The organism is Nocardia aurantia (assembly GCF_009604425.1).
Taxonomy (GTDB): Bacteria; Actinomycetota; Actinomycetes; order Mycobacteriales; family Mycobacteriaceae; genus Nocardia; species Nocardia aurantia.
In genome coordinates this window covers 1-21,519 of sequence record NZ_WEGI01000017.1, presented here as the reverse complement: position 1 = coordinate 21,519, position 21,519 = coordinate 1, and the positions used below count along the sequence as shown (strand labels likewise).

At 68.3% G+C, this 21,519-nt stretch carries 20 protein-coding genes, 1 tRNA gene and 2 pseudogenes; 17 read left to right on the top strand and 6 right to left on the bottom strand.

What is annotated here, in order from left to right:
• The first annotated feature begins 31 nt into the window (after positions 1-31).
• Genes NRB56_RS33600 through NRB56_RS33530 form a run of 14 tightly spaced genes read left to right on the top strand, consistent with a single transcriptional unit; the run spans position 32 to position 16,160 of the window.
• A complete protein-coding gene (locus NRB56_RS33600) occupies positions 32-1,858 on the top strand; it encodes a flavin-containing monooxygenase (RefSeq protein WP_153348404.1) in 1,827 nt (608 codons plus the stop codon).
• A 41-nt stretch (positions 1,859-1,899) separates the two neighbouring features.
• On the top strand, positions 1,900-2,907 hold the full coding sequence (locus tag NRB56_RS33595) for an SDR family NAD(P)-dependent oxidoreductase (protein ID WP_227838549.1): 1,008 nt from the start codon (positions 1,900-1,902) through the stop codon (positions 2,905-2,907).
• A gap of 2 nt (positions 2,908-2,909) precedes the next feature.
• Positions 2,910-4,616, top strand: a complete 1,707-nt coding sequence (locus NRB56_RS33590; RefSeq protein WP_153348403.1) for a thiamine pyrophosphate-binding protein — start codon at positions 2,910-2,912, stop codon at positions 4,614-4,616.
• Positions 4,616-6,046, top strand: coding sequence for an aldehyde dehydrogenase family protein (locus NRB56_RS33585; RefSeq protein ID WP_153348402.1), 1,431 nt, complete (start codon positions 4,616-4,618; stop codon positions 6,044-6,046). The genes NRB56_RS33590 and NRB56_RS33585 overlap by 1 nt, the downstream gene beginning before the upstream one ends.
• Positions 6,047-6,059: 13 nt before the next feature.
• The gene (locus tag NRB56_RS33580) at positions 6,060-6,590 is read left to right on the top strand and encodes a nuclear transport factor 2 family protein (protein WP_153348401.1); all 531 of its coding nucleotides are present in this window, start codon (positions 6,060-6,062) and stop codon (positions 6,588-6,590) included.
• 8 nt (positions 6,591-6,598) lie between these two features.
• Positions 6,599-7,459 carry an SDR family NAD(P)-dependent oxidoreductase gene (locus NRB56_RS33575; RefSeq protein WP_153348400.1) on the top strand — a complete coding sequence of 287 codons (861 nt, stop codon included), beginning with the start codon at positions 6,599-6,601 and terminating at the stop codon, positions 7,457-7,459.
• Between the two features lie 49 nt (positions 7,460-7,508).
• Positions 7,509-8,069 carry a nuclear transport factor 2 family protein gene (locus tag NRB56_RS33570; protein ID WP_153348399.1) on the top strand — a complete coding sequence of 187 codons (561 nt, stop codon included), beginning with the start codon at positions 7,509-7,511 and terminating at the stop codon, positions 8,067-8,069.
• 40 nt (positions 8,070-8,109) lie between these two features.
• Complete coding sequence (locus NRB56_RS33565) at positions 8,110-8,934, top strand: TauD/TfdA dioxygenase family protein (RefSeq protein ID WP_153348398.1); 825 nt, start codon at positions 8,110-8,112, stop codon at positions 8,932-8,934.
• Positions 8,931-9,674 carry an SDR family NAD(P)-dependent oxidoreductase gene (locus NRB56_RS33560; RefSeq protein ID WP_153348397.1) on the top strand — a complete coding sequence of 248 codons (744 nt, stop codon included), beginning with the start codon at positions 8,931-8,933 and terminating at the stop codon, positions 9,672-9,674. The genes NRB56_RS33565 and NRB56_RS33560 overlap by 4 nt, the downstream gene beginning before the upstream one ends.
• A 14-nt stretch (positions 9,675-9,688) precedes the next feature.
• Entirely contained in the window at positions 9,689-10,876 is a 1,188-nt protein-coding gene (locus NRB56_RS33555) for an ABC transporter substrate-binding protein (protein ID WP_153348396.1), read from the top strand.
• A 10-nt stretch (positions 10,877-10,886) separates the two neighbouring features.
• Positions 10,887-14,051 (top strand): ABC transporter permease subunit, encoded by a 3,165-nt coding sequence (locus NRB56_RS39465; protein ID WP_319943910.1) that lies wholly within the window; start codon positions 10,887-10,889, stop codon positions 14,049-14,051.
• Between the two features lie 6 nt (positions 14,052-14,057).
• Positions 14,058-14,750: an ABC transporter ATP-binding protein gene (locus NRB56_RS33540; RefSeq protein ID WP_153348395.1), complete on the top strand. Its 693-nt coding sequence runs from the start codon at positions 14,058-14,060 to the stop codon at positions 14,748-14,750.
• 30 nt (positions 14,751-14,780) lie between these two features.
• On the top strand, positions 14,781-15,362 hold the full coding sequence (locus NRB56_RS33535) for a carboxymuconolactone decarboxylase family protein (RefSeq protein WP_153348394.1): 582 nt from the start codon (positions 14,781-14,783) through the stop codon (positions 15,360-15,362).
• Between the two features lie 33 nt (positions 15,363-15,395).
• Entirely contained in the window at positions 15,396-16,160 is a 765-nt protein-coding gene (locus NRB56_RS33530) for a Fic family protein (protein ID WP_153348393.1), read from the top strand.
• A 15-nt stretch (positions 16,161-16,175) separates the two neighbouring features.
• Here NRB56_RS33530 and NRB56_RS33525 read toward each other — a convergent pair whose 3' ends face one another.
• Entirely contained in the window at positions 16,176-17,669 is a 1,494-nt protein-coding gene (locus NRB56_RS33525; RefSeq protein ID WP_153348392.1) for a carboxylesterase/lipase family protein, read from the bottom strand.
• Positions 17,670-17,716: 47 nt separating this feature from the next.
• Positions 17,717-17,887: pseudogene (locus NRB56_RS33520) on the bottom strand (helix-turn-helix domain-containing protein); the annotation flags it as partial.
• A 15-nt stretch (positions 17,888-17,902) separates the two neighbouring features.
• Between NRB56_RS33520 and NRB56_RS33515 the strand changes: the two are divergent.
• Positions 17,903-18,175, top strand: a pseudogene (locus NRB56_RS33515) (MFS transporter); the annotation flags it as partial.
• Between the two features lie 30 nt (positions 18,176-18,205).
• Here the strand turns inward: NRB56_RS33515 and NRB56_RS33510 are convergent.
• Entirely contained in the window at positions 18,206-18,634 is a 429-nt protein-coding gene (locus NRB56_RS33510) for an ester cyclase (protein WP_153348391.1), read from the bottom strand.
• Positions 18,627-19,178, bottom strand: coding sequence for a PadR family transcriptional regulator (locus NRB56_RS33505; RefSeq protein WP_153348390.1), 552 nt, complete (start codon positions 19,176-19,178; stop codon positions 18,627-18,629). Before NRB56_RS33505 ends, NRB56_RS33510 begins: the two co-directional genes overlap by 8 nt.
• Positions 19,179-19,251: 73 nt before the next feature.
• Between NRB56_RS33505 and lipB the strand changes: the two genes are divergently transcribed.
• On the top strand, positions 19,252-19,968 hold the full coding sequence (lipB, locus tag NRB56_RS33500) for a lipoyl(octanoyl) transferase LipB (protein WP_227838548.1): 717 nt from the start codon (positions 19,252-19,254) through the stop codon (positions 19,966-19,968).
• Positions 19,969-19,984: 16 nt separating this feature from the next.
• Positions 19,985-20,058: transfer RNA gene (locus tag NRB56_RS33495), tRNA-Met, on the top strand.
• Positions 20,059-20,374: 316 nt separating this feature from the next.
• Here NRB56_RS33495 and NRB56_RS33490 read toward each other — a convergent pair.
• Both NRB56_RS33490 and NRB56_RS33485 read right to left on the bottom strand, forming a co-directional pair.
• Positions 20,375-20,896 (bottom strand): P-loop NTPase family protein, encoded by a 522-nt coding sequence (locus NRB56_RS33490; RefSeq protein WP_153348389.1) that lies wholly within the window; start codon positions 20,894-20,896, stop codon positions 20,375-20,377.
• A 453-nt stretch (positions 20,897-21,349) separates the two neighbouring features.
• The coding region (locus NRB56_RS33485) for a transposase (protein WP_153348388.1) at positions 21,350-21,519 on the bottom strand (170 nt) is incomplete at its 5' end.

Genomic DNA, 21,519 nt, shown 5'->3' with positions numbered 1-21,519 from the left:
CCGACTTTTACTCAGTTACAAAGGATTTCGAATGCAGAACTGCGCACCAACGCAGACCCCCGATGTCGATCAGGAAGCGCTGCGGGCGAAGTACCTCGCCGAGCGGGACAAGCGCCTGCGCCCGGAAGGGCAGCAGCAGTACCTCGAGGCCGAGGACGAATTCGCCGAATTCTACGAGGCGGATCCGCATACCCCGGTGACGCCCCGTGATCCGATCACCGACGAGATCGAGGTCGTGATCCTCGGCGGCGGTTTCTCCGGACTCATCACCGCGCACCGGTTGCAGCAGGCCGGGGTCACCGATTTCAAGATCGTCGAACTCGGCGGTGACTTCGGCGGTGTCTGGTATTGGAATCGCTACCCGGGCATCCAGGTCGATTCCGATTCGTACTGCTATCTCCCGCTGCTCGAGGAAACCGGCTTCATGCCCAAGGAGCGGTTCTCGCACGGCGACGAATGCTACGAGCACGCGCAGCGCATCGGTAAGCATTTCGGCCTGTACGAGCACGCGATCTTCCACACCCTGGTCCGTTCGCTGGCCTGGGACGAGGCGGACAAGCGCTGGCATATCGGGACCAATCGCGGCGACGAGATCCGCGCGCGGTTCGTGGTGATGTGCCAGGGCCCCTACAACCGTCCGAAGCTGCCCGGTATCCCCGGCATCAAGGATTTCAAGGGCCACACCTTCCACACCGCCCGGTGGGACTACGAGTACACCGGCGGCGATCTGCACGGCGGCCTGGACCGGATCAGCGACAAGAAGATCGCCGTCATCGGCACCGGAGCCAGTGGCGTGCAGGTGGTTCCGCATCTCGCGCAGGGCGCGAAGCACCTGACCGTGTTCCAGCGCACGCCCTCCTACATCTTCGAGCGCGACAACTACGAGACCGATCCGGAATGGGTGAAGTCCCTGACCCCGGGCTGGCGCGCGGCGCGGCAACGCAACTTCCACAACGCCGCCTTCGCGTTCTACTCCCCCGGTGAGCCGGACCTGATCTGCGACGGCTGGACCGAGGTCGCGCGCAACCTGGCCGCCAAGCTGGACGCCACCAACGGGTGGGCCGCCCTGGCCGATCCGCTGAAGTTCCTCGAGCTCAAGGAGATCGAGGACTACAAGTCGATGGAACGGCTGCGGCAGCGCATCGCCGAGGTGGTGAAGGATCCGCAGACCGCGGAGACGCTGAAGCCCTACTACCGCAACATGTGCAAGCGGCCGGTCTTCAACGACGACTACCTGCCGACCTTCAACCGCCCGAACGTCACCCTGGTCGACGTCTCGGAGCAGAAGGGCGTCGAGCGCATCACCGAGAAGGGTGTCGTCGCCAACGGCGTCGAGTACGAGGTCGACGCCATCGTGTTCGCCAGCGGCTTCGAGATCACCACCGCGCTCGAGCGGCAGCTCGACATCAAGCCGATCGCCGGCCGCGGCGGTCAGTCGCTGTACGAGCACTGGGGCAAGGGTTTCCGCACGCTGCACGGCATCATGGCGCACGGTTTCCCGAACTACCTCGCCACCGGATTCATCCAGGGCGGCGTCACCGCGGCGACCACGCTGATGTTCGAGCAGCAGGCCGATCACATCGCCTACATCATCAGCCAGACGCTGGCGCGCGGCGCGAAAGTGGTGGAGCCCACCGAGGAAGCCGAGGAGGGCTGGGTGCAGACCGTGCGCGCGCACTCGATCGACAACAGCCAGTTCACCTCCGAGTGCACCCCCGGCTACTACAACAGCGAGGGTGAGCCGAACGGCCGCTCGTTCCTGGGTGATCCGTTCTGGGGCGGCTTCTACGTCCTCGAGGAACTGCTGCAGGGGTGGCGCGACGCCGGCGACCTCGAGGGCATGGCCCTCAGCGAGTGATCATCACTCCGACCGTACCCATTGTGTGAGAGGAATTTTCGTTGTCCGAACTCAGATTCGACGACCGTGTCGCCGTGATCACCGGCGCCGGGCGAGGGTTGGGGCGCGCGTACGCCGAACTGCTCGCGTCCCGTGGCGCCAAGGTGGTCGTCAACGACGCCGGCGGCACCATGCGCGGTGACACCGTCGAAAAGAACGTCGCCGCGGAGGTTGTCGAAGCGATCGAGGCAGCGGGCGGCGCGGCGGTCGCTTCCACCGCATCGGTGGCGACCGCCGCCGGCGGGCAGGCGATCATCGATACGGCGCTGGACACGTACGGGCGCATCGACATCCTGATCCACAACGCCGGCAACGTGCGCTACGGATCGCTGACCGAGCTAAGCTACGAGGATTTCGACGCCGTGCTGGACGTGCACCTGCGCGGTGCGTTCCACGTGTCGCGAGCGGCGTTCCCGCACATGGCGAAAGCCGGGTACGGCCGGGTGGTGCTGACCTCCTCCATCGGCGGCATCTACGGCGCGCAGGCGTGCGCCAACTACGCGTCGTCGAAGGCCGGCGCGATCGGGCTGTCGAACATCATCGCGCTGGAAGGCGCTGCGGTGGGGGTCAATTCGAACGTGATCCTCCCGTCGGCGCTGACCCGGATGGCCGAGGGTATCGACACCTCGGCCTACCCGGACATGCGCGCCGAGCTGGTCGCCCCCACGGTGGCCTATCTCGCGCACGAATCCTGCACTCTCACCGGCGAAATGCTGATCGCCATCGCGGGCCGGGTGGCCCGCGCCTACATCGCGGAGACCCCGGGCGTGTACCAGCCGTCCTGGACGGTCGACGAGGTCGCCGCGCGTATCGACGAAATCCGCAACACCGACAACTCGTGGCAGCTGTCACCGGTGCCGTCGGGGCAGGCCGATCACATCGGCCGCAGCTTCGCGATGGCCACGGCGGCGAGCCGCCCAGGGACCACGGCGGCGAGCCGCCCAGGGACCACGGCGGCGAGCCGCCCGGGGACTACAGCCGCGAGCAACGCAGGCACGGAAGGGAAGTGAGCATGGCGATCAAGGTTTACGAACGCATCCTGGAACTGTTCGAGGCCGAGGGCATCAACACGATCTTCGGTATTCCGGACCCGAACTTCGTGCATCTGTTCCTCACCGCGGAGCAGCGCGGCTGGAATGTCGTCGCGCCGCACCACGAGGAGTCGGCCGGCTTCATGGCCGAGGGCGTCTCGCGGATGACCGGCAAGCCCGCCGTCGCCATCGGCACGCTCGGCCCCGGCATCGCCAACCTGGCCGGTTCGATCATGTGCGCCAAGGTCGAGAACTCGCCGATCATCTTCCTCGGCGGCCAGCGGGACCGGATCACCGAGCAGCGGGTGCGCCGCGGCCGGATCCAGTTCGTGCAGCAGTCCGGGCTGATCGAGAACTCCGTGAAGTACAGCGCGAGTATCGAATACGCGGACCAGGTCGACGAGATCATCCGCGAGGGCATCCGCCAGGCGGTGTCCGGGCGGCCCGGCCCGGTGTACATCGAGTACCCGCAGCACGTCATCCACGAGGAGCTCGAGCTCCCGCCGGTGCTGCCGCCGCACCGGTACCGGCTCGTCGGGCAGACCGCGGGACCGGACAAGATCGCCGAGGCGGTGCAGTACATCCGCGCCGCGAAGCAGCCGGTGCTGCTGGTCGGCCACGGCGTGCACACCTCGCGGGCCGGCGCCGCGGTGAAGGAACTCGCGGATCTCATGGCGGTCCCGGTCATCCAGACCTCCGGCGGCACCTCCTACATCGAGGGTCTCGAGGATCGCACCTTCCCGTACGGCTTCTCGCCGTCGTCGATCGACGCGGTGGTGAACTCGGACCTGTGCCTGGCCATCGGCACCGAACTCGGTGAGCCCGTGCACTTCGGCCGCTGGCGGCACTGGGTCGCCAACGAGGCCAACCGCAAATGGGTTCTGGTGGAACAGGATCCGTCCGCGATCGGTGTGAACCGGCCGATCGATGTGCCGCTGGTCGGCGATCTGCGCGCGATCGTGCCGCAGCTGGTGGAGGCGCTGCGCGACACCCCGCGCACCGCGACGCCGGATCTGCAGCGCTGGATCGACGAGGACGCCGCCCGGCTCGCGGACCTGGCCGAGACAGCGCCGTCCGGCCAGTCCCCGGTGCATCCCGCGCGCCTGATCGTCGAAGCCACCCAGGCGTTTCCGCCGGAGGGCATCATGGTCCGCGACGGTGGCGCGACCACGATCTTCGGCTGGACCTATTCGCAGGCCAAGCCGCACGACGTGATCTGGAACCAGAACTTCGGGCACCTCGGCACCGGCCTGCCGTACGCGGTCGGCGCCTCGGTCGCCGACGGCGGCAAGCGGCCGGTCATGCTGGTCACCGGCGACTCCTCGTTCCAGTTCCAGATCGCCGAGCTGGAGACCGCGGCGCGGCTGAACCTGCCGCTGGTCTGCGTGGTCGGCGTCGACTACCAGTGGGGCCTCGAAGTCGGCGTCTACAAGCGGACTTTCGGGCACGGCTCGCTCGAGACCGGTGTGCACTGGAGCAAGAACGTGCGCCTGGACAAGGTCGCGGAGGGCTTCGGCTGCTACGGCGAATACGTCGAGCGCGACGAGGACATCGCCCCGGCCATCAAGCGCGCCTACGCCAGCGGCAAGCCGGGCGTGATCCACGTCGCCGTCGATCCGAAGGCGAACTCGGAGGAAATGCCGAGCTACGACGAATTCCGAACCTGGTACGCAGAAGGACAGCAGTGATGCGCGAATACCTGAAGTTCTATATCGGCGGCGACTGGGTCGATCCCGCGCAGTCGCAGACGTTCGACGTGGTGAACCCGGCGACCGAGGAGGTCGCCGGCCGGGTGGCGCAGGGCTCGGCCGCCGACGTCGACCGCGCGGTCGCGGCCGCCCGCAAGGCTTTTCCGGCCTGGTCGGCCGCCGAGCCGAGCGCACGGCTGGACGTGCTGCGCGCGGTGCAGGCCGCCTACGAGCAGCGCCGGCCAGATCTCGGCGCCGCACTGACCGAGGAGATGGGCGCACCGGCCGCCCTGGCCAACGGATTCCATCTGGACCTCGCGGCCGGGCATCTGGCGAAGGCCATCGAGGTGGCGGAGAGCTACGCCTTCACCGAACAGCGCGGCGGCACCCTGATCGTGCGGGAGCCGATCGGGGTGTGCGGCCTGATCACACCGTGGAACTGGCCGCTGAATCAGATTGCGGTCAAGGTGTTCCCGGCGCTGGCCGCGGGCTGCACGGTGGTGCTCAAGCCCTCCGAGCAGTCCCCGTTCTCGGCCGCGATCTTCGCCGAGATCCTCGATGCCGCAGGCGTTCCCGCCGGTGTGTTCAATCTCGTGCAGGGCGACGGTCCGGCGGTCGGAGTGCCGCTGTCGGCGCATCCGGATGTCGACATGGTGTCGTTCACCGGCTCCACCCGCGCGGGCATCGAGATCGCGCGCAACGCGGCGCCCAGCGTCAAGCGGGTCACCCAGGAGCTCGGTGGCAAGAGCCCCAACGTGATCCTGGACGATGCCGATCTTGCCGGGAACGTCGCCAAGGGTGTCGCCGGGGTGATGCTGAATTCGGGCCAGACCTGTAGCGCCACCACCCGGATGCTCGTCCCCGCGGCTCGGGTTCCGGAGGCGATCGAGGCGGCCCGGGCGGCCGCCGAGCAGACCACCGTGGGAGACCCCACCGGCGACGTCGGCATCGGACCGGTGGTGTCGGGCCGGCAGTTCGAGAAGATCCAGGCGCTGATCCAGCAGGGCATCGACGACGGCGCCACGCTGGTCGCGGGTGGTCCGGGCCGGCCGGACGGACTGGCGGAGGGCTTCTACGTGAAGCCGACCGTGTTCGCGGATGTCAAGAACGACATGACGATCGCCCGCGAGGAGATCTTCGGGCCGGTCCTCGTGATCATCGGCTACGACAGCATCGAGCACGCGATCGAACTGGCCAACGACACCGAGTACGGTCTCGCGGGCAATGTCGCGGGCGCCGACCTCGAGCAGGCGCGGGCCGTGGCCCGGCGGATCCGGGCCGGCTGGGTGTCGATCAACGACGGCTTCGATTTCGCCTGTCCCTTCGGCGGTTACAAGAAGAGTGGCAACGGCCGGGAATGGGGCGAATTCGGTTTCGAGGAATTCCTCGAGACCAAGGGCATCCTCGGCTACGCCCCGGAAGAGGCGTGAGGACGGTGACGAAATGACCACGGCTTCCGCGGATGTCCGCGCGGTCGTCGCCAACGAGCAGATCCGGCAGGTCCTCGCCCGCGTCGCGCGCGGCGAGGACCGCCGGGACGCGGCGCTGATCCGCGCCGCGTTCTGGCCGGACGCCGCCGTCGATTTCGGCATCTTCGCCGGTTCCTTCGACGAGTACCTCGACTGGGTGGTGCCGGGTTCGCCCGCGGTTCCGGTCACCCAGCACGTACTCGGCCAGACCGCGATCGAGCTGAAAGGCGCGGTGGCGCTGACGGAAACGCACGTCAACGCCTATCACCGGGTCGACTACGGCACCGAGCACCACGATGTGATGCTCGGCGGCCGGTACCTCGACCGGCTCGAGGAGCGCGACGGCGATTGGCGGATCGCGCACCGCACCATGCTGTACGACTGGACGCAGGACTTCGGCGCCTCGGCCGACTGGTCGCAGGGCCTGATGGGCGCGCCGTTCTCCGCCGGGCACTTCACCGGCCGGTCCGCCGGCGACCACAGCGAAACCTTCTTCGGGCAGTGAGCGATTCGATGGCCGCACTGTCGGGCAAGGTCGCCGTGGTCACCGGCGCCAGCCGGGGCATCGGCAAGGGCATCGCACTCGCGCTGGCCGGACAGGGCGCCACGGTGTACGTCACCGGGCGCACGGTCACGCCCGGCTCCTATGCCCTGCCCGGCACTGTCGGCGAGACGGCGGCGGAATGTGATCGCCGCGGCGGCAAGGGAATTGCCGTCGCGGTCGATCACAACGACGACGATCGGGTCGCCGCGCTGTTCGACCGGGTCGGCCGCGAACAGGGCCGGCTGGACATCCTGGTCAACAACGCCTTCTCGCTGCCGGAGGATCTCACCGATCCGGAACCGTTCTGGGCCAAGCCGTTGTCGAACTGGGAGATGATCGACGTCGGCGTGCGCTCGAACTTCGTGGCCGCCTGGCACGCCGCGAAACTGATGACGCCGAACAAGTCCGGACTCATCGTGGCGATCTCCGGCTACACCGGCGTCAGCTACACCTACGGCGTGGTGTTCGGCACCGCCAAATCGGCCGCCGACCGGATGGCTCGCGATATGGCGGTCGAACTCAAACCCTATGGGGTGGCGTCGATCTCGCTGTGGCAGGGCCTCACCTGGACCGAACGCGCGCAACGCAATCTGGCCACCATCGACGGACTGTCCGAGCAGGCCTCCACCCGCCCGGAGAACGGCTGCTCGCCGGAGTATCCCGGCCGCGTGATCGCCGCGCTCGCCGCCGACCCGGATCTGATGCGGCACACCGGCGGCACCTTCATCACCGCCGAACTGGGCGGGGACTACGGGATCACCGACATCGACGGCAAGGTGATCCCCTCGCTGCGGGCCACCCGCGGCGAACCCATCTGGGCGCCGATCTGAATTCGCGCCCGGCGCCGCACTTTTCGATACCTCTTTTTCGGAGACAACGATGACGACTTCGGTCACCGACGATCAACTCGCCAAACTCACCCGGCTGCTGGACCGCCAGGAGATCCAGGACGCGCTGACCCGATTCAGCCGCGGCATGGACCGTTTCGACCGCGACCTGTTCCTGTCGGCGTTCCACGACGACGCCACCATCGCGGCGGGCGATTTCGTCGGCGGGCCGGCCGACCTGTTCGACTGGGCATCGGCGATGCACGAAGCGGGCCAGTACGCCACACACCACAATCTGCTGAACCTGACCGTCGACATCGACGGCGACACCGCGCACAGCGAGCTGTACTACCTGTTCGTCGGCCGTAATCGCGACGACAGCAACTGGATCGCCGGCGGCCGGTACATCGACCGGCTCGAGCGGCGGGACGGGCAGTGGCGGATCGCGTTGCGCACCAACGCGATCGAATGGTCCGGACTGGTGCCGACCATGCCGATCCCGTTCGCCGACGTGCCGGACATCCAGGTCAACGGCACCCCGTCGCGCAGTACCGAGGACCCCTCCTACACCCGGCCGCTGCTCAACAAGCGCGCGCCGAACATCCCGAGCTGAGCGAAGAGTCACCACTCCCGAGGCAGGAAGGCAGAAGCACATGCCCGCGGTCACCACGAAGAAACTGAGCGACAAGGTCGGCGTCGAAGTACTCGACGTCGACGCGACGCGGCTGGTCGAGGACGACGACCTCCCCGCCGCGGTCCTGGATCTGCTGGAACAACACGGCGTGGTGTTGTTCCGAGAACTGCACGCCGGCGACGAGGCACAGGTCGCCTTCTCCCGGAAACTCGGTGAGCTGGTGCAGTTCCCGAACTACCCGAATCCGAACGTGATGGAGATCAGCTTCGACCCGGACAACCCGAACGCGAAGTACTTCCCCAGCAACGACTACTGGCACCTCGACGGCTTCATGGACGAGGTGCCGGCGAAGTACTCCATCATGAGCGCGCACGTCGTGACCCCGGTCGGCGGTGAGACCGCCTTCGCCAGTACCTATGCCGCGTACGACGACCTCTCCGACACGGAGAAGAAGGAATTCGAGAACATCCGGGTGGTGCACCGGATGGAGCGCGTCCAGCGGTTGTCCTACCCCGATCCCACCCCGGAACAGCTCGCCGACTGGGCGCGCTGGGTGGACCGTGAGCACCCGCTGGTCTGGACCCACGAATCCGGCCGCAAGTCACTGGTTTTCGGCGCCGGCGCCTCGCACCTGGTCGGTGCCGAGGACCGCGGCCGGGAACTGCTCGACGATCTGGAGGCCCGCGCCACCGCGCCGGACCGGGTACTGCAGCACAGCTGGACCGTCGGCGACCTGGTGCTGTGGGACAACACCGGATTGGTGCACCGGGCCTGCGATTTCGATCACGCGCAGCCGCGCCGTATGCATCGCTCGACCGTCCTCGGAACGGAGTCCATCAAATGACCAGTCGCACCGCGATCGTCACCGGCGGCGCCGCCGGCATCGGCGGCGCCATCAGCCGCCGCCTCGCCGCCGACGGGAATCTGGTGGCGATCTTCGACCTGAACGGTGACGCGGCCCGTGCCGCGGCCGAATCCATCGAGGACGCGGGCGGTAAGGCCATCGGCGTCGCCGTGGACATCTCCGACCGGCCCGCGCTGGACGCGGCGGTCGCCGAGGTGCGCGCCCGGCTCGGCCGGCCCGCCATCCTGGTCACCAGCGCCGGCATCACCGTCAGCGCGCCGTTCCTGGAGATCTCCCCCGAGACCTGGAACAAGGTGCAGGACATCAACTTCGGCGGTACGTTCCACAGCTGCCAGGCGGTGTTGCCGGACATGATCGAACAGGGCTGGGGCCGCATCGTCACGATCTCGTCGTCGAGCATCCACACGTGTAATCCCGGTCTCGCCGCGTACACGTCGTCGAAGTGGGGCGTCGTCGGCCTGACCAAGGTGCTGGCGCTGGAGTTCGCGAAGCACGGCATCACCGTGAACACGATCCCGCCGGGCTTCATCGAGACCCAGATGATGCGCGATCACGTCGCGGGCGGCTTCATCGACCTGCAGCAGCAGATCGACGCCACCCCGGTCGGCCGGGTCGGGAAGCCCGAGGACGTCGCCGCCACCTGCGCCTTCCTGGTCAGCGAGGAGGCCGGGTATGTGACCGGCCAAGTGATCGACGTCGCCGGTGGGCGCACGGTCTGATCACGAGTAGCGAGATGACGAGACTACGAACGTTCGCCACGATCGCCTGCGCCCTGGCGCTGGCGGTCGTCGCGGGCTGCTCCTCCACCGGTTCGAAGAACGCCTCCGGCGACGCCGTCAGTGTCGGCGTGATCTGCAGCTGCTCCGGCGGCAGCATGACCGGATTCAATGTGCCCGTACAGGACGCGGTGCGGGCCTGGGCCGACACCGCCAACGCCGCCGGCGGCATCAACGGCCACAAGGTCGATCTGGTGCTGAAGGACGACGGCATGAACCCGGGCAGCGCGCTGTCCGCGGCCAAGAGCCTGATCGCCGCGAAAGTCGCCGCGGTGATCGACATCTCGATCCTCGACCAGTCCTGGTCGACCGCGATGGAGGCGGCGAAGATCCCGGTCGTCGGAGTGCTGAGCAACAACAAGCCCTTCGAGTCCAGCCCGTACTTCTTCCCGGAGGGGCAGACCGGCGACAAGATCCACCAGGCGATCATCGGCGTCGCGAAGCAGGCCGGGGCAGCGAATCTCGGCTTCCTGTACTGCGCCGAGGCGCCGGTCTGCGCCGAGTCGGCCGCCAAGCTGACCGACGCCGGCAAGGAGCACGGCCTGCCGGTCACCTACAACACCAAGATCTCCGCCACCGCACCGAATTACACCGCGCAGTGCGTGGCCGCGCAGCAGCAGGGCGTGAGCGCGCTGTACATCGGCAGCACCCCCGCGGTCATCGCCCACGTCGCCGAGGACTGCTCGCGACAGGGCTACCGCCCGATCTACGTCATCCAAGGCGCCGCGTACGCGACGAATCTGGCGACCGCGCCGGGACTTTCGGACAACACCTGGATCCAGTTCTCGTCGTTGCCGTTCTTCGCCGACACCCCGGCGGTGCAGCGGTTCAACGCGGCGATGGACGCGAAATTCCCGGGCGTGCGCCAGGATCCGAGCGTGTTCATCCACAACGCGATCATGGGGTGGGTGTCGGGGCAGGTACTGGAGCAGGCGATCCGCAACGGGGTGCCCGCGGGCAGCCCAGCGTCCGCGGACGCCGTGGTGAAGGGCCTGGAATCGTTGCGGGACTTCACCGCCGACGGTCTCGCCCCCGGACTGACCTTCACCACCGGGCAGCCGCATCACGTCGACTGCTGGTTCACCGCTCGCGTGCAGGGCGGTACCCCGCAGGTGCTCGACAACGGCAAGACCACCTGCGCCTGAACGGATTCCCGTGAACGCCTTCCTCCCCTTCCTCGTGGCGGGCCTGGCCACCGGCGCCGTCTACGGCCTGGCCGGGCTCGGCGTCGTGCTCACCTACAAGACGTCGGGCATCTTCAACTTCGGCTACGGTGCGGTGGCCGCGCTCAGCGCCTACCTGTTCTACTTCCTGCACACCGAACACGGTCTGCCGTGGCCGGTTTCGGCGGCGCTCTGCCTGCTCGTCCTCGCCCCCGCGATGGGCTGGGGGCTGGAACTGCTGGCCCGTTCGCTGTCCGGGGCGAGTGAGATGTTGCGGGTGGTGGCCACGGTCGGGCTGATCCTGATCGTGGCGGCGGCCGGCGCGCTGTGGCATCCCGGAAATCCGCCCACCTTCGGGCATTTCCTGCCACAGTCCACGGTGCGGATCGCCGGGGTGAACGTCACCTGGGAGCAGATCATCCTGTTCCTGGTCTCGCTGGTCGCGTCGGCGGTGCTGTTCTGGTTCTTCCGGGCGGTGCGGCTGGGCATCGTGATGCGCGGCGTGGTCGACGATCCGGACCTGATCGCGATGAGCGGGGACGATCCGGTGCGCGTGCGGCGCTGGGCGTGGATCCTCGGCACCGGCTTCGCCTCGGTCGCCGGACTGCTACTGGCGCCCAGTCAGCCGCTGGACGGAATCACGCTGTCCACCATCGTTTTCGCGGCCTTCGGCGCGGCCGCCGTCGGCTATTTCACGAACCTGCCGCTGACCTTCGCCGGTGGGCTCGTGATCGGGATCGCCGCGGCGTTCGTGGACAAGTACGCGGCCACGGTCTCGTGGATCGGCGGTCTCTCCCCGGCACTGCCGTTCCTGGTGTTGTTCGTGGTCCTCATCGTCACGCCGCGCGGCAGACTGGTTGCGCGGCAGGCGGTTTCACGAGTTCCGGTGCGGCGTTCCTATTACGCGCCGCCGCGGGTGCGGCTGACCGCCGGTGCGCTGGCGATCGTCGCGCTGGCACTGGTGCCGACCCTGCAGGGCGGGCATCTGGCGGTGTGGTCGGCGGCACTGGTCGACGTGATGCTGTTCCTGTCGCTGGGCCTGCTGGTGCGGCAGTCGGGGCAGATCTCGTTGTGCCATCAGGCTTTCGCGGCCGTGGGTGCGGCGGCGTTCGCGCACTTCTCCGCGATCGCGGGCATGCCGTGGCTGGTGGCACTGCTGCTGGCGGCCCTGGTGGCGGTGCCGGTCGGCGCGATCATCGCGATCCCCGCCGTCCGGGTGTCGGGGGTGTTCCTCGCCCTGGCCACACTGGGTTTCGGCATCCTCGCCCAACAGGTGTTCTACACCCGCGATTTCATGTTCGGGCCGTCGACGATGGGAATCCTCGAGCGCCGGCCGACATTCACGATCGGCGCGCTGGATCTGTCCAGCGATACCGGCTTCTACTACCTGCTGCTGGTCGTCACCGTGGCGGTCGTGGCGCTGGTGACCGCGATCGGCCAGGGCCGGCTCGGCAGATTGCTGGCGGCCCTGTCGGATTCACCGCGTGCGCTCGAGACCCACGGCGCCGACTCGGCCGTCCTGAAGGTGATCGTGTTCTGCCTCTCGGCCGCCCTGGCCGCCCTGGCGGGCGCGTTCACCGGGATGCTCTACCAATTCGGGGTCGGCACCTACTTCGACTGGTTCAACTCGATCGTGATCGTGGCGGTCGTGGTCATCATGACGATCGGCAGCCCCTGGTACGGCATCCTCGCCGCCGTCCTCTACGCGGTGGTCCCCGATTACATCCAGGGCGGGACCACCAACAGCGTCCTGCAACTGCTGTTCGGCATCGGCGCGGTGAGCGCCGTCTACGGCAGCGCCACCATGCCCGCGCCACTGCGCAGGGTGCTGGACCGGATCGGTGGCCGCGCCCCCGCTGCCGGCGCGGAACCGGAACGGGCGCAGGAGCGTTCACCGGCCGACCACACCGCACCGGTACCCGCCCGAACCATACCCGGGCCCTCGCGGGAACTCACCCCACTCGCACCGGCCGAGGACACACATTCCGCACTCGGCGAAAGGCCCGCGTCGGCATTCAGCGGATCCACCTCCTCGTCACCCGAGGGAACAACGTCGCCGCGATCCGACGAACCCACGCTTTCCTCATCCGATGCATCGGCACCAGCGCCGTTCACCCGGTCCGGGCCACGGTCGTCCGATGAGGCGGCGTCACCAGCCGTTGACGAGGACGCAGCGGCAAACTCCGGCGGCGAAGAACCACCGGTATCCGCCCCCATAGAACTCACCACGACGCCCGCCGGCACGGTGCTGCCGACCGCATCGGTACCTGCCGCGGCGACCGCCTCGCCCCGGCCGCTGCGGGTGCCGCCGCCGGACCGGTCGGCGTCGGCACCCGCAGCGGCCCGAACCGAGACGGCAACACCCGTCCGTCATGGCCTGGCAGTGTGCGAGTTGTCGGTGCGGTTCGGCGGAGTCACCGCCGTCGACGGTGTCACCTTGACCGCGCGGCCCGGGGCGATCACCGGCCTGATCGGCCCGAACGGCGCCGGTAAGACGACGACCTTCAACGCGTGCAGTGGCCTGAACCGTCCCACGTCGGGCCGAATCATGTTGCACGGCAGCGATATCGCGCGCCTCGGGCCGTCCCGGCGGGCCAGGCGCGGCCTCGGCCGGACTTTCCAGCGCACCGAACTGTTCGACAGCCTGACCGTCCGCCAGAACGTCGCGATGGGCTGCGAGGCCGCCGCCGCGGGCGGCAATCCCCTTGCGCACCTGGCCGGTTCGCGCCGCGCCACGCGGCACCGCGACACCGCTACCGACGAGGCCCTCGAACTGACCGGGATCACCCATCTCGCCGACACCCAGGCGGGCCTGCTGCCGATAGGCATGCGCCGCCTGGTGGAACTGGCGCGAGTCCTCGCGGGCCCGTTCGATCTGCTGCTGCTCGACGAGCCGTCCTCCGGTCTGGACGCGCACGAGACGGAGGAATTCGGCCGGGTCCTGCGGACGGTGGTCGGTACCCGCGGCACCGGAATCCTGTTGGTGGAGCACGACATGACGCTGATCCGCGACATCTGCGACCACGTGTACGTCCTCGACTTCGGCACCCTGATCTTCGAGGGCTCCCCCGCCGACATGCACACCTCGCCGCAGGTCCGCGCCGCCTACCTCGGCGACGCGGCCGCGCTGCCCGAGCCGATCCCCGCCGGAGAGTAGCCGACGATGCTGACCCTGCACTCGGTGACCGCCGGCTACGGCGCGACCACGGTCCTGCGCGATGTGACCCTCACCGTCGGCCCCGGCGAGGTCGTCGCCCTGCTGGGCCCCAACGGGGCCGGCAAGACGACCCTGCTGCGCACCGCGACCGGTTTCGTCCGGCCCCGTTCCGGCCGTGTCGAATTCGACGGCACCGACCTCACCGGCCGGCCGCCGCACCAGTTCTCCCGCCGCGGGATCTGCCACCTCCCGGAGGGCCGGGGCATCTTCGCGTCGCTCACCGTCCGGGAGAACCTGATCGTCCAGGCGCGCGGCCGCGACCGCGACGAGGCGATCGCCGCGGCGACGGAACTGTTCCCGATCCTCGGCGCCCGCCTGCACCAGACCGCGGGCAGCCTCTCCGGCGGTGAACAGCAGATGCTCGCCCTGTCCCGCGCCTACCTGACCAACCCGAAGGCGGTCGTGGTCGACGAGGCCTCCTTCGGTCTCGCCCCGCGCATCGTGGACCAGATCTACACCGCCCTGGAACAACTGGTGGCCCAGGGCATGTCCCTGATCCTGGTGGAGCAGTACGTTCAGAAGGCCCTCGACCTGGCCACGACGGTGTACATCCTCGGCCGCGGCGCCATCGTGCACACCGGCCCCGCCGCCGACCTCGACCCGACCGAGATCTACGAACGCTATCTGGGCATCGACTGACCGAAACGCCCACCGACGGAAGGAAACCCGATGGCTCGCATCGACCCTGTTGCCCCGGAGGACTGGTCCGAGGAGATGACCACGTTCATCACCGAGTTCCGTACCGCCGTACTCGGCGAGGAACTGGTCCAGTCCCGCCCCGGCGGCGCGAACCTGCTCGGCACCCTCGCCGGCTACCCGAAACTCGCGAAGTCGTTCCTGGCCTTCAACGGCCACTTCCTCTACGGCTGCTCCCTCACCGACCGCCAGCGCGAGTTGATCATCCTGCGCGTCGCCCACCGCCGCCAGTGCCGCTACGAATGGGCCCAGCACGTCCTGCTGGCCGGCGACGCCGGTATCACCGAGGACGAGATCACCCGCGTGGCAACCGGTCCCAAGGCCCCCGAATGGAAACCGCTGGAAAGCGCCCTCCTCCAGGCCACCGACGACCTCCTCTCCCGCGGCACGATCTCCCGCGACACCTGGAGCCTGCTCGCCGCCGAACTCGACGACCACCAACTCATGGACGTCGTCTTCACCGTGGGCACCTACGCCATGGTCGCCATGGCGCTGCGCGCCTTCGACGTGGAACCCGAACCCGACCTGATCCCCTACCTCCCCACCCGCCGCTGAACCCACGCCCCCGCGAGCGGCAAGCTTCTCACCATGGTGAATTCGCTTGCCGCAGCACTGGGATTCGACTGGGACCGGACCACTGTCGATTCGGCCACCCGGCACACCGTGCCACGGGCGCTATGGCGGTATCGGCGCTCGCTGGCCGAATTCGTGTGGGACGCGGCAGTATTGGAAGGAAACCCGCTCACCTACCCGGAGGTTCTGACCCTCGTCGGCGGAATCACGGTCGGCGGACACCGGATCGGCGACGCCCAGCAGGTCATCCGGCTGGCGCAGGCCGCCGGAAGGCTGGCCGACCTCGTCGCCGAGGATGAATTCGCGCTCGGCAGGGCGATTTCCGACGAGTTGCACGAACTCACGGCCCGTGACGAGGCAGCGGAGGCCGGTCACTTCCGCGGCGAGGGCCGGCTTCTCCGAACGCCCTGGGTCGATCTCGGCGCAGACGGACGGTACGTCCCTCCGGAGACGGAGGCGGGCGGCGCGAACCTGCGTGACTTGCACACGCGGGGAGTCGATGCGCTGCTCACCGAGGTCGCCGAACCTTTCGAACAGGCGTTGGCCTATTACCTGTTCGCCGCGCTACAACAGTTCTACTTCGACGGCAACAAGCGCACGGGCCGAGCGATGATGAACGGCCATCTGATGGCGCACGGTATCGACGCGATCAGCGTCCCCGCTGCCCGGCGTTCCGAGTTCGGCAGGGGCATGGTGAGTTTCTACCGGACCCGGGACGCCACTGGGATGTTCGCCTTCCTGGCGTCCTGCCATCCGGATCGGGAACCAGGAGCGCGCTGATCGCGGGCCACGGCCTCAGCGCAACCGGGCCGCTCGCACGGCGCGTAGTTCGTCGCCGCGGGGATCGGCGGCCAGGCCCACGTCGGGGTGGTCGAAGACGCGGGTCTTCGGGTCGGCGGCGCTGTAGCGGGACCAGCCCGGGTCGCCGTGGGTGGCGAAACGGACCCAGGCGGCGTGCATCTCGTCGGCGAGGGGCTGGGGTGGGGTCGGGCCGGTGAAGCGGTGGGCGGCGTCCAGTCGGTCGAAGACGAACGGGATCTCCATGACGTGGCCGGCGCCGAGCTTCGCTACCTCCGAGGCCCAGGCGAATTCGTAGACGTAGGCCGGTTCGCCTCGGGCCGCGACATATTCGGCGATGCGGGTGGCGTCGTCGCGGAAGATCAGGTCGGAGGCCGCGGCCGCGAACAGGTCGGCGGCGGAGGCCTCGGGACGATTGGCGGCGTAGGTTTCGACGACCTTCGGATCCAGGCCGTAGCGCGGGAGCACGAGAGGCAGTGTGGTGTCGGTGATTCCGGCGTCGAGGCCCGCGGGGAAGGTGAAGAAGCGGAATTCGTCGCGGTTCCAGCCGATCAGCAGTGGGAGGGCCCGATCCGGCTGGGAGGTCACCAGATCGATCGGCCGGCCGGTGAGCAGGTCGCCGTCGATCACCGGGAAGAAGCTCATGATGCCCAGGCCGCCGCCGATCACGGTGGCGCCCCAGCGTTCCGGGTCGGGGTTCATCATCAGGTCCAGCGCGATGCCGTCCTGGGCCGCCTGCAACCGCTCGGTGCTCACCTCACCGAAAGCCGTTGCGGTGGGCTCGATATCGAGCTTCTCGGCCAAGCGCAGCGCGACCAGGCGGGCGTCGTCGGCTTCGGCGATGCCGGAACCGTTGGCGCTCTGCACGATCGCGCGCCGGAACAGGCCGCGCGCCGCCGGCGCGGCGATCAGGTTCACGACGCTCATACCGCCCGCGGACTCACCGAACACGGTGACGTTGCCGGGATCACCGCCGAACGCGGTGATGTTCTCCCGCACCCAATGCAGTGCGGCAATCTGGTCGTGGATCCCGCGGTTCAACGGCGCGCCCGGGACCGCGGCGAACCCGGACAGGCCGAGCCGGTAGTTGATCGAGACCGTGACCACGCCGTCGCGGGCGAAGGTGCCGCCGTCGTAGATCGGCAGCGCGTTCGAGCCGCGCACGTACGCGCCGCCGTGTATCCAGACCATGACCGGCAGGCCCGACCCGCCCGGATCCGGGGTCCACACGTTCAGGTTGAGGTATTCGTCGCCGAAGGTCGGCTCGTGGCCGATCAGCGCCTCGATCGGCGCCGGATACCGCGATTGGAGGCAGCTCGGGCCGAAGGTGACGGCATCGCGCACCCCGGACCATGCGGTCACCGGGCGCGGCAGGTCGAACCTGGCCGGTCCCACCGGTGCGGCCGCGTACGGAACGCCGAGGAACGCCCTCACCCCGCTCTCGGTGACGCCACGAATCCTGCCGCCGGTGACGGAGACGATCGTTTCCATATGCAACTCCTTTACCCGCCCCGATTGTGCGCCTTCCCGGACCCGTCTCACATCGAACCGGCGCGATAGGTTCCCGGCGTGTGCCCGAGGGCGCGCCGGTACACGTCGATGAACGCACTCGCCGACGCCCATCCGCAGCGGTGCGCGACCACGGTGACCGGCACGCCTTCGGCCAGCAACTGGGTCGCGCGGTGCAGTCGCAGCCCGGTGCGCCACTGCGCGCCGTCCCCGAACAGCACATCGCGCTGGCCGCTGCCGTGGCGGCCGGTGCCGCGGTGAACATCCCGTTCGCCGTCCTGGTCAAACTCGGCCAGGACTACCTGCCCGGCCGCCCCGGCACCGCCTCCAGCGTCACCCTCGGCCTGGCGGTCAGCGCGGGCGGCCTGTTCGTTCCGGTGCTGGGCGTGGTCGCCGATCATCAAGGCCCGCAAGCGGTTCTGACCGTGCTGTGCATCGTCCCGCTCGCCGCGGTGGTCCTGGGCTTCCTGCTCCCCGCCCACGACTGACCTCCCGGCGCGGGGGGCACCCGATCGAAATCATCGCCCCGGCCCGGCTCCGAGCTGGAACAGCAATCCGAGATCGTCCCGGACGGCCCGGTGCCGCACGATCCGCCCGTCGGTCACCGTGAAGATGTGCACCTGCTCGTGCCGGATCGGCCGCCCGGTGGGCGCGATTCCGTTGAACGAACCCGTGTGCCGCCCGGTCATGGTCGTGACGGCCAGCACCGTAGCCCCTTCCGCCACCGTCTCGTGATGTTCGAATCTCAAGTCCGAGAACGCATCACGCAACCATTGCGCGGTGGCCAGGAACCCGGCCGGCCCCCGCTGCTGCCGCTCGACGTCCTCGGGATCGTCCTCGGCCTCCTCGTTGACGAAGCCGGGCGCGATGATTCGCCGGGCGAGCTCCTCGTCACCGGTCTCGATGAGCCGGAACGACTCGTAGGCAACAGTTTTCGAATCAGTCATTGTTCCTCTTCCTTTCGAATACAGCGAAAAGTCCTTCATGCCAATCGATATCGGCCCGCAGCCGGATCAGCAAATGCTCGAACAGCAGATGATCCCGCTCGTCGAGATGCGGCCCGGCCGAGATCCGCAGGTGCTCCAGTTCGCTGATCCGCACGCGCAGGGTCGACAGCCGATCGGTCACGACATCGCGCAACTCCTGGACCGGCACGTCGGCCGAACACGCCAGCGCCAGATCGAACGGATCGGTACCGACGACCACCTCCCGCAGCATCGCCGCCCGCAACACCGAGAGCTCCTTACGTCCCTCGGCCGTGAGCGCATAGACGGTCCGCTCGGGCATCGCCCCTTCCCGCTCACTGCGGACGACCCGCAACAGCCCCTCCTCCGCCATCCGCCGCAATGTGCTGTAGATCGAGCCGATCCCGACCTCCGACCACATCTCCGCCCTGCCCAGCGCCGCCTCCCGGCGCAACTCGTGCCCGTGCGCCTCCCCCCGGCTCGCGAGTTCGGCCAGCAGAAACAACCGAGTAGAAGCTCCACGCATGCCAGTAGGCTACACAGACTAGTATCTGAATACTAGAACACCGAGCGAGCCCGCCCTGAGTACGCTCGACAGCATGAAATCCAGGCCGTTGACCCTGCTCCGCGACGATCTCGTCGACTACGACAAGGCGATGGAGCGAATGGCCGAAATGGTGATCGAACGGCAGGAAGACGCCCGCCCCGACACCCTCTGGCTGCTCAGCCACCCGCAGGTGTACACGATCGGCCGCCGCACCCCGTCGGACCACCTCCCCGACCCCACCCACGGCATCCCCGTCCTGGAGACCACCCGCGGCGGCCAGCTCACGTATCACGGCCCCGGCCAGCTCGTCGGCTACCTGATCGTGCGACTCGCCCCCGGCGAAGGCGTGGTCGACTACATCCGCGAGGTCGAACACCGCCTGATCGACGCCCTGTCCCACCTCGGCGTCCCCGCCGAACGCCGCGACACCCCACCCGGCACCGAACTCCTGACCGGCGTCTGGACCGCGACCACCGCCCGCAAGATCGTCTCCATCGGCATGCGCGCGAGCCGCAACGTCACCAGCCACGGCTTCGCCCTCAACGTCGACGGCGACCTGGAGCCGTGGAAATGGGCCGTCGCCTGCGGACTCCCCGAGGTCGACATGACCTCGGTCCTCCGCGAGGCCGGACGCGGCGACATGGACGAGGTCCGCGACGTGGTCGCCACCGCCTTCGAGGCCCGCGCTGACCCTCTCCAAGATCGTCGATCTTTGCCCGAAAACCGTCTTCGACCTGGCGATTTGGAGCCTCGGATAAGACGTGTGTAATGTTGTGTTCACCCAACGCGGGGTGGAGCAGCTCGGTAGCTCGCTGGGCTCATAACCCAGAGGTCGCAGGTTCAAATCCTGTCCCCGCTACTTGAGGCCCAGGCCGGAAGGCGTATCAGCCTTCCGGCCTGGGCCGTTTTCGTGGCGAAGTGGCCGGAAAGTGGCCGCTAATTCGGCAGTCGTCAGCTGTGTCCGAAGTACCGCCCGTGCCTGCGTAGGCCGCGTCGATGGCGGCTGCTACCTGGTAGCGGAGTTACCTGCGCCCTGTGTATGCGCTCTGGGTCATCGTGGCCAGCCCAGGAGTCGAGACGACACGGCGCCGACATGGTGAACCGATCCGGATCCGGCCGGACGCCGCCGGGTCGAGCCAGTGGAGGACATGGGCGGATCGCCTTTCGAGCGATAACTACTGGGGCGCAGATTGTTCCGCGTCGAGAGTTCTGAGAAACCGCCGGATGCCCCGGCGGCTGGTGAGGGTGATCAGACGTGCGTGGGTGCCGTGCTCGGCGATCAGCTCGCGCACACGGGGTCGCATGGTGTGGCGATAGCCCCAGATGTAGCGGAAGAAGTTCCAGGTGATGCGGTCGTACACCCCGGCTTCGGTGTGCTGTCCGCCGCGGTAGCGCAGTCGGCGCTGGAGGATCCCGGTCAGGCAGGTGGTGGCGGGCAGGTCGAGGAAGATGACGGTGTCGGCGGCTTGGAGCCGGATCGGCAGTGTGCCGGCGTGGTTGCCCTCGATCAGCCACCGTTGCGGGGCGACCAGTTCGTGTTGGCGCTGGGCGAAGTCGTTCTGCGGCAGCGGCTTCCACTGGAGGTCGTAGTACACGGCATCCAGATGCGTGAGCGGGAGATCGAGTAGTGCTGCGATCCGGTTGGCCAGATAGGTCTTTCCGGATCCTCCGCAGCCGAGGATGGCGATCCTGTCCATGGCCGGCGACCTTAGCGGCCGTCGGCCGTACCGACCGGAAGACTGCTTGCTCATTCCACCACCACCTCGGTGTCCCCTGGTGCCGACCCGGCCGAACCGATGTCCGGGCCCGGAGAGTCGATAGCGCGCTGGGCCCGCCACCGATGCCACGCCTGGGGCACCTACGGCATGACATCAACTGCGCTGGAACAGAACACGCACACCAGGCCCGGCCACAAGAAGTCGGGACAGTGACCGCTGCCGGTGGGTACAGCAGCGCAGTGGCTGGTGACGGGCGTCACCGCGGCAACGCCGGCGAGCGGAGCAGCATCAGTTTTTTCGCCGGAGTCTCGTTGCGCGGGTGAAACTTTGGCGCCGTCGCAGGCACACGGCCATGGGGGCGGTGCCGTGCACATTCATGCTAGAGTCACGAAAAGTGAATGTGCACAGCCGCATTGCGCCTAAGACCGTATCTCACGTGGATGATTTCGCGAGCTTCTTGTAGCAGGTCAGTGCCGCGGCGAGGGTGAGGAAGGCGAGGAAGTGGGTGGCCTTGCGGTCGTAGCGGATGTTGAGCCGGTGGTAGCTGGTCAGCCAGGAGATCGTGCGTTCGATGACCCAGCGGTGCCGGCCGAGTCGGTCGG

Coding starts and splice junctions, on each gene's coding strand:
- NRB56_RS33510 (WP_153348391.1), bottom strand. CDS start 18,634: ATGACTGATTCGAAAACTGTTGCCTACGAGTCGTTCCGGCTCATCGAG.
- NRB56_RS33565 (WP_153348398.1), top strand. CDS start 8,110: ATGCCCGCGGTCACCACGAAGAAACTGAGCGACAAGGTCGGCGTCGAA.
- NRB56_RS33600 (WP_153348404.1), top strand. CDS start 32: ATGCAGAACTGCGCACCAACGCAGACCCCCGATGTCGATCAGGAAGCG.
- NRB56_RS33590 (WP_153348403.1), top strand. CDS start 2,910: ATGGCGATCAAGGTTTACGAACGCATCCTGGAACTGTTCGAGGCCGAG.
- NRB56_RS33555 (WP_153348396.1), top strand. CDS start 9,689: ATGACGAGACTACGAACGTTCGCCACGATCGCCTGCGCCCTGGCGCTG.
- NRB56_RS33575 (WP_153348400.1), top strand. CDS start 6,599: ATGGCCGCACTGTCGGGCAAGGTCGCCGTGGTCACCGGCGCCAGCCGG.
- NRB56_RS33525 (WP_153348392.1), bottom strand. CDS start 17,669: ATGGAAACGATCGTCTCCGTCACCGGCGGCAGGATTCGTGGCGTCACC.
- NRB56_RS33570 (WP_153348399.1), top strand. CDS start 7,509: ATGACGACTTCGGTCACCGACGATCAACTCGCCAAACTCACCCGGCTG.
- lipB (WP_227838548.1), top strand. CDS start 19,252: ATGAAATCCAGGCCGTTGACCCTGCTCCGCGACGATCTCGTCGACTAC.
- NRB56_RS33540 (WP_153348395.1), top strand. CDS start 14,058: ATGCTGACCCTGCACTCGGTGACCGCCGGCTACGGCGCGACCACGGTC.
- NRB56_RS33580 (WP_153348401.1), top strand. CDS start 6,060: ATGACCACGGCTTCCGCGGATGTCCGCGCGGTCGTCGCCAACGAGCAG.
- NRB56_RS33585 (WP_153348402.1), top strand. CDS start 4,616: ATGCGCGAATACCTGAAGTTCTATATCGGCGGCGACTGGGTCGATCCC.
- NRB56_RS33535 (WP_153348394.1), top strand. CDS start 14,781: ATGGCTCGCATCGACCCTGTTGCCCCGGAGGACTGGTCCGAGGAGATG.
- NRB56_RS33560 (WP_153348397.1), top strand. CDS start 8,931: ATGACCAGTCGCACCGCGATCGTCACCGGCGGCGCCGCCGGCATCGGC.
- NRB56_RS33490 (WP_153348389.1), bottom strand. CDS start 20,896: ATGGACAGGATCGCCATCCTCGGCTGCGGAGGATCCGGAAAGACCTAT.
- NRB56_RS33530 (WP_153348393.1), top strand. CDS start 15,396: ATGGTGAATTCGCTTGCCGCAGCACTGGGATTCGACTGGGACCGGACC.
- NRB56_RS33505 (WP_153348390.1), bottom strand. CDS start 19,178: ATGCGTGGAGCTTCTACTCGGTTGTTTCTGCTGGCCGAACTCGCGAGC.